Here is a 13,195-nt window from a genome sequence, read left to right as displayed (position 1 = left end):
TTGGGTGACCGCCGTTCACCTAAGTCTTGCGCGGAAACGGCGCGAAGGGGAAGGGGCTGGACAGCGAAGCTGGGCTTCGGCAGGTTCGCGCGTCCGGAACAAACGGGGATCGGAATGCGGGATCTCACCGGCGGCTGCGCGTGCGGGGCGGTGCGCTACCGCCTGACGAGCGGGCCGATGTTCGTGCACTGCTGCCACTGCTCGGACTGCCAGCGCCAGGTGGGCAGCGCCTTCGTGATCAACGCCCTGATCGAGACCGACCGCATCGAGGTGCAGTCGGGCGAGATCGCGCCCACGCGCCTGCCCACCGACAGCGGCCGCCCGCACCTGGTCTACCGCTGCACGGGCTGCGGCACGACGCTGTGGAGCGACTACGGCGACCGCAAGGTGATGAGCTTCCTGCGCGCCACGACCCTGGACGATCGGGCCGCGCTTCCGCCCGACGTGCACATCTTCACCCGCTCCAAGCTGCCCTGGGTTCGGCTCCCGGACGACGCGCGGGTCTTCGAGGTCTACTACGACATGCAGACGGAGTGGCCGCCGGAGAGCCTGGCGCGGCGGCGCGCGATCCTCGGAGACCGCTAGGTCCGCCCGGGCGGGTTCAGGGCGGCCCTGAGCTTGGCGGCCAGGTCGCGCTCCACATAGGGCTTGCGCAGGATGCCGTCCTCGCCCGCCTCTTCCAGGGCCGCGGTGTCGGCGTAGCCGGTGACGAACAGGATCGGCACGTCGGGACGCCGCGCGCGCGCCTCACGGGCGACCTCTGCGCCGTTCATCCCGGGCATGGCGAAGTCGAGCAGCACCAGGTCCACGTCCGGCTCCCGGTCCAGCACGTCCAGCGCGGCCCCGCCGCTGCCGGCCTCGATGACGCCATAGCCGAGGTCGCCCAGGATGCCGGCCGTCACCTCGCGCACGGCGCTGTCGTCGTCGACGACCAGGACGCGGAGGTTCTCCGGGGCGACGTGGGGCTCGGCCGGAGGGGCGGCGACCGGCCCCGACCGCTCGACCGTGGCGCGGGGGAGGTAGATCCTCACCGCCGTCCCTTCGCCGGGCAGGGTCTCGATGCGGACGCCGCCGCCGGACTGCTTGGCGAAGCCGTAGACCTGGGCGAGGCCGAGGCCCGAGCCCTTGCCGACCTCCTTGGTGGTGAAGAACGGCTCGAACACCTTGCCGCGCACCTCCTCGGTCATGCCCGAGCCGGTGTCGGTGACGGAGACCGCGACGAACTCGCCGGCGGGCGGATCCTCCGGCCGCTGCGGCGGCCCGACGGTGGCGTTGGCGGTTTCCACGCGGAGATCGCCGCCCACCTCCATCGCGTCGCGGGCGTTGATCGCGAGGTTGAGGATCGCCAGCTCGATCTGGGTGGGATCGGTCAGCGAGGGCCAGAGGTCCGGCTGCAGGCGGGTCTCGATCCGCACGCTGCCGCCCATGGTCGACTGCAGGAGGTCGTGCATGGCGCGCACCGTCTCGTTGAGGTCGACGACCCGCGGCTCCAGCTTCTGGCGGCGGGAGAAGGCCAGCATCTGGGCGGTGAGCTGGGCCCCCCGCTCGGCGGCCTGGACGATCATCTCCAGCCGCCGGGCGCGGACCGGGTCGGCCTCGGTCTTCTGCATCTGGCGGATGTTGCCGAGCACGACCATCAGCAGGTTGTTGAAGTCGTGGGCGACGCCGGAGGTGAGCTGGCCCACGGCCTCCAGCCGCTGGGACTGGCGCAGCGCGGACTCCATGCGCTCGCGCTCGGCGATCTGGCCGGCCAGCTGGCGGTTGGCGGAAGCGAGTTCGGCGGTGCGCTCCTCCACCCGACGCTCCAGCAGCTCCTCGGCCTCGCGGATGGCCTGAAGGCGGTCGCGCGCCTCGTACTGCCGCCGACGACCGCGCAGCGCCGTCTCCACCACGCTGACCAGGGTGGTCGGGTGGAAGGGCCGCTCCAGGAAGGTGACGTTGCCCAGGGCGCCGGAGAGCCGCCGGGCGGCCGGGTTGCGCTCCAGCCCGCCGCCCCGCGGCGCGAGCACCACGATCGGCAGGTCCGACCAGGGCGGCTGGCTCTCGATCCAGTGGCCGAGGGCCGGGAAATCGGCGCCCTGCAGGGCCTCCTCCACGACGAGCGCCGCGCCGACGCCATGGTCCAGCTCGGCGACGAGACCCGCCAGGCCGTCGCAGACGGTGGCGGTCAGGCCGGCCTCGCCCAGGATCGCCCGGGCGATGGCCGCGTCGCGGCCGAGGGGGGCGAGGACCAGCACACGCCCGGAGCCGGACGTGGCGGTCGTCATGCCGAGGGCTCGCCCATGAGGCCCGTGCCGTGGCCGACGAAGTTCGGCACGCCGCGCAGCACGCCCTGGAACTCGACGAGCGGCGGCCCGACCACGAGGCCCTCGGCGCCGATCTCGTATTCACGGATGGTCTTCTCGTGCTGGCCGGAGCGCTTCTTGATCACCGACATCGCCCGGCGCACCTGGCCGACGGCCTCGAAGTAGCGGAGCAGCAGCACCGTGTCGGCCAGGTAGGTGACGTCCACCGGCGCCTTCATGTCGCCGACCAGGCCGTGCTGGGCGACGGTGAGGAAGGTCGAGGCGCCCTGGCGGTTCAGGTACTGCAGCAGCTCGTGGATGTGCAGGACGAGGAACTGCTCCTCGGGCATGGCCGCCTGGTAGCCGTTGAGGCTGTCGACCACGACGGTCTTGATGCCGCTCGTGTCGACGCAGTGGCGCACGCGCGCGGTGAACTCGCCCGGCGACAGCTCGGCGGCGTCCACCTGCTGGACGAGGAGCTGCTCCGTCTCCACCAGCGGCTGCAGGTCGATCCCCAGGGAGCGCGCCCGGTTGAACAGCAGGCCGAGCTCCTCGTCGAAGATGAACAGCGCCGCGCGCTCGCCGCGATGGATGGCCGCCAGGGCGAAGTGCAGGGTGACGAGCGACTTGCCCGTGCCCGCGGGCCCCAGGATCAGGCAGCTGGAGCCGCGCTCGATCCCGCCGCCGAGCAGCTCGTCCAGCCCGACCACTCCGCTGGGCAGCGGGTCGCGGGAGAACCGGGTCTTGTGCTCGGAGGAGATCAGCCGGGGATAGACCTCCAGGCCGCCGGTCTTGATGGTGAAGTCGTGGTAGCCGCCGCGGAACTTGCGGCCGCGATACTTCACGACGCGGACGCGCCGCCGCTCCGCGCCGTATTCCGGCGCCAGCTCCTCCAGGCGCACGACGCCGTGGGCGACGCTGTGGACGGTCTTGTCCAGGGTGTCGGTGGTCAGGTCGTCGAGCAGCAGCACGGTCGCGCCGCGGCGGGCGAAGTAGTGCTTCAGGGCCAGCACCTGGCGGCGGTAGCGCAGGGAGCTCTGGGCCAGGAGGCGGATCTCCGAGAGGCTGTCGATCACCACCCGGCTCGGCCGGATGCGCTCGACGGCCTCGAAGATCATCCGCGTGGTCTCGCCGAGCTCCAGGTCGGAGGAATAGAGCAGGCTCTGCTGCTGCTGCTCGTCGAGCAGGCTCTCGGGCGGGACGAGCTCGAACACCTCCACGCCGTCGAGGTCCCAGCCGTGGGAACGGGCGGTGTCGCGCAGCTCCTCCTCGGTTTCCGACAGGGTAATGTAGAGGGCGCGCTCACCCCGCCGGGCGCCTTCCCGCAGGAAGCTCATGGCAGCCGTGGTCTTGCCGGTGCCGGGGCTGCCTTCGAGGAGGTAGACGCGGTCGCGGGCGAAGCCGCCGGCCAGGATGTCGTCCAGTCCGCCGACGCCGGTGGAGGCCTGGTCGGTCGTCGCAGGCCTCGCGGTGTCCATGTCTCGCCGTCTCACAGGTTCGCTGGCGGCCCTACCGCCAAGGTCCGTCCTTCACGGTCCGAAGCGTCCCAGCCGCGGGAACGTTCCCGTCAGGGCCGGGCTGTGAGGGGGCTCAGGCGTTGAAGTTCAGCTTCAGGCCGGGCCTGGGCCAGCGGACCTTGTAGAGCTTGCCGGTGGAGGAGGCGGTGATCCAGGCGTCCATCATGTCGGCGCCGCCGAAGCAGATGTTGGTGGTGACGAGGTCCGGGATCGGGACGTGCTCGGTGGTCCCGTCGGGGTCGAAGGCGGTGATCCCGCCGTTGATGATGGTCGCCACGCAGACCTTGCCGGAGGCCTCCACGGCCAGGCTGTCGAGGAGCTGGTAGCCGGGCAGGTTGCAGACCACGCGGCCGGGCGCGAAGCCGGCGGGCGGGGCGAGCACGCCCGGCTCGGCCACGTCGAAGGCCCACAGCCGGCCGAGCTGGGTGTCGGCGACGTAGACCACGCTCTCGTCCGGCGACAGGCCGACGCCGTTGGGCGAGATGATGTGGTCGCGCTGGCGGCTGATGTGGGAGCCGTCGGTCTTCGCATAGTAGAGCGCGCCGAACTTGCGGCCCTCCGGCGTCGAGCAGCCGTGGTCGGTGAACCAGAAGCCGCCCGCGCGGTCGAAGACGATGTCGTTGGGGCCGATCAGCCGGCGGCCGTCGCAGGCCTCGTAGACCGTGGTGAGCTCGCCGGTGCGCAGGTCGAAACGCTGGATCATGCCGCCCTGGTGCTCGGGCGGGGTGGGGCCGGGGATGGTCAGGCCCTGGTTGTCGAGCCACTGGAACGAGCCGCCGTTGTTGGTGATCCAGATGGCGCCGTCCGGGCCGATGGCCGCGCCGTTCGGCCCGCCGCCGGTCTCCACGACAGTCTCCTTCGAGCCGTCCGGCCGCACGCGGGTGAGCCGCTGCCCCTTGATCTCGGTGAGGATCACCGACCCGTCGGCCATGGCGATCGGCCCTTCGGGGAACTCGAAGCCCTCGGCGACCAGCTCGTAATCCATGCGTGTCCCTCCTTGTCGTCTGGCCGGACTATAGGCGCTCCAGCACGCGGAAGACGAAGGGGAACTGGTCGGTTTCTGACGCAGGGTAAGCTTCGCGGCGGACCTCCCGCCAGCGGCTCTCGTCGATGGGCGACAGGCGGACGTCGCCCTCCACCTCGGCGTCGACGTCGGTGAGGTAGAGGCGCCGGGCCCGGGTCAGCGCCAGCTCGAACAGCGAGGCGCCGCCGATCACGCAGACCTCCTCGGCGCCGTCCTCCTCGGCCTGCTCGCGGGCGATCTGGAGGGCTTCCGAGAAGTCCTCGCAGACGATGGCGTTGGGGGTCTCGAAGGAACCGTCGCGGGTGAGCACGATGTTGGTGCGGCCGGGCAGGGGCTTCCTGGGCAGGCTGTCCCAGGTCTTGCGGCCCATGATCACCGGCTTGCCCATGGTGACCGCCTTGAAGATCGCCATGTCGGACTTCAGTCGCCAGGGCAGGGTCCCGTCCTTGCCGATGACGCCGTTGCGGTCGCGGGCGATGGGGCCGGCGGAGAGGATGATCTGGGACATGGGGTCGATGTAGCCCATCCGCTCATCCCGGCGGAAGCCGGGACCCAAGCGGCGTCGGGAGCCGCGTCGCGCGAGCTAGTCCACGGACTCAGTTTGGGCCCCGGCTTCCGACGGGGTGAGCGGCGGGGGCTCCAGCCAGCTCAGCCATTTCCGCTGGACGGCGGCCTGCGGGTCCACGCCGAAGCGGCGGCAGTAGAGGAGGAGCATGCAGAGCACGTCGGCGGCCTCGTCGGCGCGGTCCTGCTCGCTGGCCTCGCCGCGGCCGCGGGACGAGAGGCGCAGGTGGGCCTGGGAGAGCTCGCCCAGCTCCTCCTGCAGCTTGAGCAGGAACCAGTCGTCGTCGCGGTCGATGGCGTACTTGCCGGCGTAGATGTCGGAGATCCGGGCCGCCGCCTCGCTGATCTCGGCGAGCGTCATGGTCAGACGGCGATCGGCGCGGCGATCGAGGGGTGGGCGCGGTAGCCCTCGAGCTGGAAGTCCTCGTAGTCGAAGGCGAACAGGTCGTCCTTGTCGGCGACGTGCATGACGGGCAGCGGCAGGGGCTCGCGGGAGAGCTGCAGGCGGGCCTGGTCGAGGTGGTTCAGGTAGAGGTGGGCGTCGCCGAGGGTGTGCACGAACTCGCCGGCTTCGAGGCCCGTCACCCTGGCCATCATCAGGGTCAGCAGGGCGTAGCTGGCGATGTTGAACGGCACGCCCAGGAAGACGTCGGCCGAGCGCTGGTAGAGCTGGCAGGAGAGCTTTCCGTCGGCCACGAAGAACTGGAACAGGCAGTGGCAGGGCGGCAGGGCCATGTCCTCGACCTCGGCCGGGTTCCAGGCCGAGACGATGTGGCGGCGGCTGTTGGGATTGGTCTTCAGGCCCTCCACCACGGCGGCGATCTGGTCGATCACCCGGCCGTCCGGCGCGGACCAGGAGCGCCACTGCTTGCCGTAGACGGGGCCCAGCTCGCCGGTCTCGCGGTCGGCCCACTCGTCCCAGATGGACACGCCGCGTTCCTGCAGCCAGCGGACGTTGGTGTCGCCGCGCAGGAACCAGAGCAGCTCCAGGATGATCGACTTGCGGTGCAGCTTCTTGGTGGTCAGCAGCGGGAAGCCCTTCGAAAGGTCGAAGCGCATCTGCCGGCCGAAGACGCCGAGCGTGCCCGTGCCCGTGCGGTCGCCGCGCTGGACGCCGTTGGCGAGGATGTCCTCCAGCAGGTCCAGGTACTGCCGCTCGGGATGGTCCTGGGCGGCCTGGTAGCGGGCGGCGATGGAGACGGGGGCGTTCATGGCGAGTCGAGGTTGCCCGATTCGCGAATCGGAATCTCGGCGCGTGGAACGCCATCCACAGCCTTCGGAGCGTCCGTTCGTCGCAAATTAAGCTTTCGAAACTTGGCCTGACGCCCTGCGGCCGCTAAGGGCCCATGATCCTCCCCAATTCAGGTTCGTACACAGATGCTCTTCGTCTCCGCCCTGGCCGCCCTGGCCATCGCTGCGGCTCCGGAAGCCGCGGCCGTCGAGAAGACCGCCCAGGCCCCCGTGGAGTCCACGGCCCAGACCCCCACCCTCGACGCCAAGGGCGATGCGAAGACCAAGAAGGTCTGCACCGAGCGCCCGGCGATCAGCGGCTCGCGCATGGCCAAGAAGTCCTGCCGGACCGTGCCGGTCACCGAGAAGGCGGCGCCTGCTCCGGGCGCGAAGGCCGAAGCCGGCCACGACCACGCCCACTAGACGGACCCGCGGGCGGCGCCGGTTCAGCCGGCGAAGCCGCCCTCGTCCAGGAAGGCCTGCTCTTCGGGCGTGGTGACGCGCCCGAGGGCGGGATTCCTGTGCGGGAAGCGTCCGAACCGCGCGATGATCTCGCGGTGGATGCGGACCCACTTCAGCACCTCCGGATCGTCCAGCTCGGCGGCCAGGGACAGGCCGTAGTCCTGGTCGGCCATGTCCTCGGAATGCTCGAAGGGCAGGACGAAGAACTGCGCCAGCGGGGGCTCCACCTTGCGGTGGAAGCCGGCCTCGGTGGCGGCGCGCGCGATGGCCCGGGCCTTGGGGTCGGTGGCCCAGGCGTGGGCGGAGCCGCGGTAGAGGTTGCGCGGGAACTGATCGAGCAGGATCAGGAGCGCGAGCGCGCCCTCGGGGGTCACGGCCCAGGCGTCGTACTCGCCGCGGGCGGCGCGGTGGTGAACCGGCTCGAACTTGAGGCGGATCGCCTCGTCGAAGCGGGGGCTCTTCGCGTACCACTTCTCCGGCCCGGCATTGCGCCAGAAGCCCAGGATGTCGTTCGGGGTCGCGGGCACGGGGGATCCTCTTCCACGTCGGCGGCGCAGAGTTGGCGCGACCGGCGGCGGCGTTCAACCCCGGTTCATTGGAGCGGCGCCAATCCTGCTGGCCGAGTGGACTTGTCCCGGCCGCCGAAGCGGCCGCGGGGGATGACGAAGATGAAGACCAGGATCATGGCGCTGAGCCTCCTGCTGCTGGCCGGCGCCAGCGGCGCGGCGATGGCTCAGGAACAGGAGCGGGACCGCGAGCCGCGTGGCCACGTGGGTCCGGGCGACCGGCCGCAACGGCCGGTGGCGCGCGGCGTCTACCCGCGGCCGGAGACGCCGCCCCGGCCGCCGCAGGCCGCGGAGGCCCCGCAGGCGCCCGCCGCGCCCCAGGCGTCCGGCGGCGAGCGCCGTCGCGGCGGCGAGGGACGCGGGACGGAGGGCCGGCGTCGCGACAGCGACGGCCAGGGCCGGCCCGTGGGGCGCGGCGTCTGGGTGGATCGGGACGGCGACCCGGACGTCTCCGGCCTGACCGGCGCCGACCGGCAGGACCACGAGGACCGCACCGAGCTGCGCGACGCCCGCCGCTTCGACGGGCAGGAGCGCGACGGCCGCCGCGACCGTGACGGCGACGGTCGGCGCGAGCGCGACGGACGCCGTGACGGCGATGGCCGGCGGGATGGGGACGGCCGCCGCGACGGCGACCACCGCCGCGACGGGGACGGCCGCTGGGATGGCGACCGACGCTGGGACGGAGACCGGGACGGCCGGCGCGACGGCGACCGGCGCTGGGACGGATACCGCGACGGCCGCCGGCCGCCGCCGAACCATCCGCGCTGGGACCGCCGACACTATCCGCCGGTCTACAGCAGCCGCCACCGCTACCGCGGCCATGTCTGGCGTCCGCCGTCGGGGTTCTACGTCCGCCTGTGGAGCTACGGCGACGTGCTGCCGCGCGGCTGGTACGACGAGGGCTACCGGCTGTGGAGCTGGTGGGACTACGGCCTGCCCATGCCGCCGCCCGGCTACGACTGGGTGCGGGTCGGCTACGACGCCGTCCTGGTGGACCGGTTCACCGGCCGGGTCGTCCAGGTCGTGCGGCTGGTCTTCTGGTGACGCCCGCCTAGATGAAGCCCCTGGCCCGCAGCTCGGCGATCGAGCTGCGGGCGTCCTTGTGATGGATGAAGACGCCGCCCTCGGCCTCCCAGAGGTGGCGGTACTTGTCGCGGTCGTCGACCAGGGCGTCGCCGGGGTGGCAGTGCTCGCGCTTGAGCGCGGCGGAGGTGGTGATCACCTCGACGCCCGGGAAGTGCTTCTCCGCCCAGCGGCGCTTCTGCGGCTCGGCCCAGTTCCCGCGCGGCAGGCCGGTCAGGATGATCGGCTCCCTGTGCTTCACCGCCTCGAACAGCTGGTAGGCGTCCGGCAGGGGCTCGAGGGTCTCGAAGAAGCCGTCGGCGGTGGCGAGCCGCTTCCAGAACTGGCCCAGGCCATGCCGCTTCTCGAAGGCGCGGGGATGCAGGCCGAGGACCTTCTCGGCCCCCTTGTCGAAGTCGGCGAGCACGCCGTCGCAGTCGAGGTAGATCTGCTTGCGCATGGGTGGGTTGAACGTCCGCGTCGCGGCGGGGTTCACCCCTCGGCGCAGGCCGGGCAGCGGCCGCGGGCCTCCAGCGTCACGGTGCGAACCGCGTAGCCGGCGGCCCCGGCGGCCGCGAGGGCCGGGGCCAGGTCGGGCTCGAACTCCTCGGCCGCCCCGCAGCAGTCGCAGATCAGGAAGGCGGCCAGGTGGCCGTCGCCCTCCAGACGGCAAGGGACGTAGGCGTTCAGGCTTTCGATGCGGTGGGCGAAGCCCAGGCGCTCTAGGAACTCCAGGGCGCGGTAGACCGTGGGCGGCTTCGCCGGCTCCCCGGTCGCCCCGAAGGCGGCGATCAGGTCGTAGGCCTTCAGCGGCGCGTCGGCCTCCAGCAGCAGCTCGAGGACGCGTCGGCGCGGGGCGGTGAGCCGCTCCTGGGTCTCGGCGCAGCGCGTCTCGGCCGCACCGAGGGCGCGGCGAAGCGCCGGGCCCTTCAGGCCCGGGTGGACGCCATCGTCGTGGTGACACGCATCTCCCATGGGCAATCACGTAACTCCGCTCGGCGCCCGGCCGCAACGCTCTTGACGACGCGTTATGTTATTTCATAACGGTGCTGTTACTTCATAACACCTAGTCCCGCTTTCAAGTCCCTGGAGGGTCCATGTCGCGAGCCGCCCTGTTCGCCTGCGCCGCCGTCACGGCCCTGACCGCCGCCGGAGGCGCGCACGCCGCCGCGCCGAAGGACCTCGACGAGGTGGTGGTCACCGCCGCGCCCTATCCGGTGTCGATCGGCTCGGCGACGACGAGCGTCAACATCGTCAAGCGCGAGGAGCTGGACACCGCCCCGGTGGGGGGGCTGGGCGACGTGCTGAGCGGCCTGCCGGGCGTGCGCTCGACCTTCTTCGGACCGGGCGCGAGCCGGCCGGTGATCCGGGGCCTGGCGGGCCCGCGGGTGCTGGTGCTGTCCAACGGCCTGGGCCAGGTGGACGCCAGCGCCCTGTCGCCCGACCACGCGGTGGCCACCGACCCGCAAGAGGCCGAGCGGATCGAGGTGCTGCGCGGGCCCTCGGCGCTGGCCTACGGCGGCTCGGCGATCGGCGGCATCGTCAACGTCATCGACGACCGCATCCCCCGCGACCCGGTGGACGGGCTGGAGGGCCGGGTGATGGCCTCCGGCTCGACGGTGGACGAGGGGCGGATGGCGACGGCCTCGCTGAAGGCCGGCGCGGGGCCGTTCGTGGTCACCCTCGACGGCGTGCGCCGCGAGACCGAGAACTACGACGTCCCGACCCATCCGGAATCGCGCCGGCTGATGGAGGCGGACGGCGAGGAATGGCCGGGGCCGGTGGACTCGGTGGTGGAGAACACCTCGACCGAGCTCAGCTCCTACGGCGCGGGCGTCGCCTATGTGAAGGACCGCGGCTACCTGGGCCTTTCGGTGAAGCGCACCGAGACGACCTATGGCGTGCCCGGCCACGCCCACGAGGCGGGCGCCGAGGAGGAAGGCCACGAGGGCGAGGAGGCCGGGGTCGCCATCGAGCTGGAGCAGACCCGCTACGACCTGCGCGGCGAGTACGACATGGCGCTGGGCCCGTTCGAGAAGCTGCGCTTCGCCGGCGGCTATGCCGACTACACCCACGTGGAGCTGGAGGACGGCGCGCCGGCCACCCGCTTCTTCTCCGAGGGCTGGGAAGGCCGGCTGGAGCTGGTGCAGCCCGACCGCGACGGCTGGCAGGGGGCGGTGGGCTTCCAGGCCCTGTCACGCGACTTCGACGCGGTGGGCGAGGAGGCGCTGGTCCCGGCGACTACCACCAAGGAATGGGGCGCCTTCGTCCTGCAGCGGTACGACCGCGACGGCTGGGGCGTGGAGGGCGGCCTGCGGGTCGACAACCGCAGCCTCGACAGCGTCGCGGGGGAGCGCGACTTCACCAACGTCTCGGCATCCCTGGGCGCCTTCGTGCGGCCGGCGGACGCCTGGTTCTTCAGCCTGTCGGGCTCGCGGACCAGCCGCGCGCCGGCCCAGGAGGAGCTGTTCGCCAGCGGTCCGCACCCCGCGACCCGCGGGTTCGAGGTGGGCGACCCCGACCTCGACCAGGAGGTCTCCTGGTCGCTGGACGCGACGGCCCACTACGGCTCGGACCGCTGGACGGCCGACGTCCACCTGTTCGGGGTGCGCTATGAGGGCTTCATCGACCTGCGGCCGACGGGCGAGGCGGATCCCGACTCCGGCCTGCCGGTGTTCCGCTACGTGCAGACCGACGCCACCTTCCACGGCTTCGAGACCGAGGTCTCGTACCGGCTGTGGGCGGACGCCGGGCGCAGCTTCCGGCTCGAGGGCATGGCCGACTATGTGCGCGGCGACACCGACCTGGGCGCGCCGGCGCGGATCCCGCCGTGGTCGGCGGCGCTGCGCGGCGTGTTCGAGGGCGGCTGGTGGACCGGCCAGCTCGAGGCCCGCCGGGTGGGCGAGCAGGAGCGGGTCGCCGAGTTCGAGCTTCCCACCGACGGCTCCACCATGCTGAACGCCTCGCTGACCGTGCGTCCGCTCAAGGACGAGGGCTTGAAGCTGTTCCTGGACGCCCGCAACCTCACCGACACCGAGGCGCGCGAGCACGCGTCCTTCCTGAAGGACCTGGCGCCGCTGCCGGGCCGGAACGTCCGGGTGGGCGTGGCCTACAGCTTCTGAGGCCGTCCAAAACGGACGAGGGGCCGCACGATCTCTCGTGCGACCCCTCATCCGACCCGCGTCGCGGGCCACCTTCTCCCACAAGGGGAGAAGGGGATTTCAGACCTTAAGCCTCTTCGCTCTCGCTGGAGGGCGCGCCTTCGCCGGCCTCGAAGCTGCGCGGGGCGCGGCGGCGACGCGGCTTGCGGGCGGGGGCCTCCTCGTCGGAGGCGGCCTCCGGACGGGGCTCGGTGCGGGCCTGCAGGAAGGCCGGAGCGTGGCTCTCGCCGCCCTCGGCGTCGCGCAGGACCGGAGAGGGACGCTCGTCGGCCGGCGCCGCGGCGCCGCGGGGCTCGACCACGGCCAGCGGATCACGCTCGGGGCGCTCCTCGCGGTCGCGGCGTTCGCGCCGGTCGTCGCGGTCACGGTCGCCGCGCGGGCGGTCGTCGCGAGGACGATCCTCACGGGGCCGATCGTCACGGGGCCGATCGTCACGGGGACGGTCGTCACGGGCGGCGCGGTCCTCGCGGGGACGATCGTCGGCGCGTGGGCGGTCGTCACGGCTGCGGTCGTCGCGGGGCCGGTCGTCCCGGTCGCGCCAGCGGTCGCGGCGTCCGCCGCCTTCGCCCCGGTCACGGTCGTCGCGGCGGCCTTCGAAGCGCTCGCCGCGGTCGCGGTCGCGGCCCTCGCGGGGACGATCGTCGCGGCTGCGGTCGTCGCGGTCGCGGCGTTGCTGGCCGTCGCCGTCCTGGCCCTCGGGCTGGGCGGCGCCCTCGCCGGCGGCGGCGGCGGCCTCATCGGCGGCGGCGGCCTGGGCCTGGGCGCCCTCGTCCTCGAAGTCGATGTCGTAGCCGGAGGAGAAGGTGTCGCGCCCGAGGATGTCGGAGGCGGGCCGCTGCGGCTGCATGGCGCGCAGGAGGCGGAAATAGTGTTCGGCGTGCTGGAGGTAGTTCTCGGCGAGCACCCGGTCGCCGGCCGAGCCGGCGTCGCGCGCCAGCTGCTGGTACTTGTCGAAGACGTGCTGCGCGTTGCCGCGGACCTTCACGCCTTCGGGCCCGTTGGAATCGAAGGCCCGGTTCGCGTTCTGTTGAGGCTTGCCGCCGCCCCCACCGCCGCCGCCACCGCCACGATTGCGGCCGCGCTGACGCTTCATACCCTTGAAATCTCTCATTATTCGATAACCGTTTGCTCTTTTCCTGAGCGGCCCTGAGGCGGCCTGTGCCCTAGCCTTCAGCGGGTTCGGGCCCGCGGCCCGGATGGATTGTTGAAGACGCTTAAGTTCCCCGTCTTCCGCCCGGAAGCTCTTCAGCGAGAGGCCTTTTTGAGAAGCTCGCGCCTGCCGGGACGGCCTGCGCCCTCGTCGGGCGCGTCTGCCTAGCCGGCT

Annotated in this window: 14 protein-coding genes; 4 read left to right on the top strand and 10 right to left on the bottom strand. The window is 72.1% G+C overall.

Annotated elements, in window-relative coordinates:
- The first annotated feature begins 114 nt into the window (after nt 1-114).
- Nucleotides 115-585 (top strand): GFA family protein, encoded by a 471-nt coding sequence (locus tag VM685_RS19430; protein ID WP_325461828.1) that lies wholly within the window; start codon nt 115-117, stop codon nt 583-585.
- Here the strand turns inward: VM685_RS19430 and VM685_RS19425 are convergent.
- From VM685_RS19425 to VM685_RS19400, 6 genes are all read right to left on the bottom strand, one after another.
- Nucleotides 582-2,267 carry a response regulator gene (locus VM685_RS19425; protein ID WP_325461827.1) on the bottom strand — a complete coding sequence of 562 codons (1,686 nt, stop codon included), beginning with the start codon at nt 2,265-2,267 and terminating at the stop codon, nt 582-584. The two genes, VM685_RS19430 and VM685_RS19425, sit on opposite strands and share 4 nt — an antisense overlap.
- Nucleotides 2,264-3,763, bottom strand: coding sequence for an ATPase domain-containing protein (locus tag VM685_RS19420; RefSeq protein WP_325461826.1), 1,500 nt, complete (start codon nt 3,761-3,763; stop codon nt 2,264-2,266). The genes VM685_RS19425 and VM685_RS19420 overlap by 4 nt, the downstream gene beginning before the upstream one ends.
- Before the next feature lie 112 nt (nt 3,764-3,875).
- On the bottom strand, nt 3,876-4,787 hold the full coding sequence (locus VM685_RS19415) for an SMP-30/gluconolactonase/LRE family protein (protein WP_325461825.1): 912 nt from the start codon (nt 4,785-4,787) through the stop codon (nt 3,876-3,878).
- A gap of 28 nt (nt 4,788-4,815) precedes the next feature.
- Nucleotides 4,816-5,334, bottom strand: a complete 519-nt coding sequence (locus VM685_RS19410) for a dihydrofolate reductase (RefSeq protein ID WP_325461824.1) — start codon at nt 5,332-5,334, stop codon at nt 4,816-4,818.
- Nucleotides 5,335-5,409: 75 nt separating this feature from the next.
- Nucleotides 5,410-5,751: a phosphoribosyl-ATP pyrophosphohydrolase gene (locus VM685_RS19405; protein WP_325461823.1), complete on the bottom strand. Its 342-nt coding sequence runs from the start codon at nt 5,749-5,751 to the stop codon at nt 5,410-5,412.
- Between the two features lie 2 nt (nt 5,752-5,753).
- On the bottom strand, nt 5,754-6,602 hold the full coding sequence (locus VM685_RS19400) for a thymidylate synthase (protein ID WP_325461822.1): 849 nt from the start codon (nt 6,600-6,602) through the stop codon (nt 5,754-5,756).
- A 165-nt stretch (nt 6,603-6,767) separates the two neighbouring features.
- On the opposite strand from VM685_RS19400, the gene VM685_RS19395 reads away from it, so the two are divergent.
- Complete coding sequence (locus VM685_RS19395) at nt 6,768-7,043, top strand: hypothetical protein (protein ID WP_325461821.1); 276 nt, start codon at nt 6,768-6,770, stop codon at nt 7,041-7,043.
- Between the two features lie 23 nt (nt 7,044-7,066).
- On the opposite strand, the gene VM685_RS19390 is transcribed toward VM685_RS19395, so the two are convergent.
- On the bottom strand, nt 7,067-7,609 hold the full coding sequence (locus VM685_RS19390; RefSeq protein WP_325461820.1) for a DUF924 family protein: 543 nt from the start codon (nt 7,607-7,609) through the stop codon (nt 7,067-7,069).
- A gap of 141 nt (nt 7,610-7,750) precedes the next feature.
- Here VM685_RS19390 and VM685_RS19385 point away from each other — a divergent pair, with 141 nt between their 5' ends.
- On the top strand, nt 7,751-8,692 hold the full coding sequence (locus VM685_RS19385) for an RcnB family protein (RefSeq protein ID WP_325461819.1): 942 nt from the start codon (nt 7,751-7,753) through the stop codon (nt 8,690-8,692).
- A 7-nt stretch (nt 8,693-8,699) separates the two neighbouring features.
- Here the strand turns inward: VM685_RS19385 and VM685_RS19380 are convergent, their stop codons facing one another.
- Entirely contained in the window at nt 8,700-9,170 is a 471-nt protein-coding gene (locus VM685_RS19380; protein ID WP_325461818.1) for a 5' nucleotidase, NT5C type, read from the bottom strand.
- Nucleotides 9,171-9,202: 32 nt separating this feature from the next.
- Nucleotides 9,203-9,685 carry a Fur family transcriptional regulator gene (locus VM685_RS19375; RefSeq protein WP_325461817.1) on the bottom strand — a complete coding sequence of 161 codons (483 nt, stop codon included), beginning with the start codon at nt 9,683-9,685 and terminating at the stop codon, nt 9,203-9,205.
- A 122-nt stretch (nt 9,686-9,807) separates the two neighbouring features.
- Between VM685_RS19375 and VM685_RS19370 the strand changes: the two genes are divergently transcribed.
- The gene (locus tag VM685_RS19370) at nt 9,808-11,832 is read left to right on the top strand and encodes a TonB-dependent receptor (RefSeq protein ID WP_325461816.1); all 2,025 of its coding nucleotides are present in this window, start codon (nt 9,808-9,810) and stop codon (nt 11,830-11,832) included.
- A gap of 106 nt (nt 11,833-11,938) precedes the next feature.
- Here VM685_RS19370 and VM685_RS19365 read toward each other — a convergent pair whose 3' ends face one another.
- On the bottom strand, nt 11,939-12,982 hold the full coding sequence (locus VM685_RS19365; protein ID WP_325461815.1) for a DUF4167 domain-containing protein: 1,044 nt from the start codon (nt 12,980-12,982) through the stop codon (nt 11,939-11,941).
- Between the last annotated feature and the right edge of the window lie 213 nt (nt 12,983-13,195).

Origin of the sequence: Phenylobacterium sp. (assembly GCF_035539035.1) — a bacterium.
Taxonomy (GTDB): domain Bacteria; phylum Pseudomonadota; class Alphaproteobacteria; order Caulobacterales; family Caulobacteraceae; genus Phenylobacterium.
The sequence above is the reverse complement of the archived record's forward strand: the minus strand, read 5'-3'. Positions and strand labels throughout refer to the sequence as shown.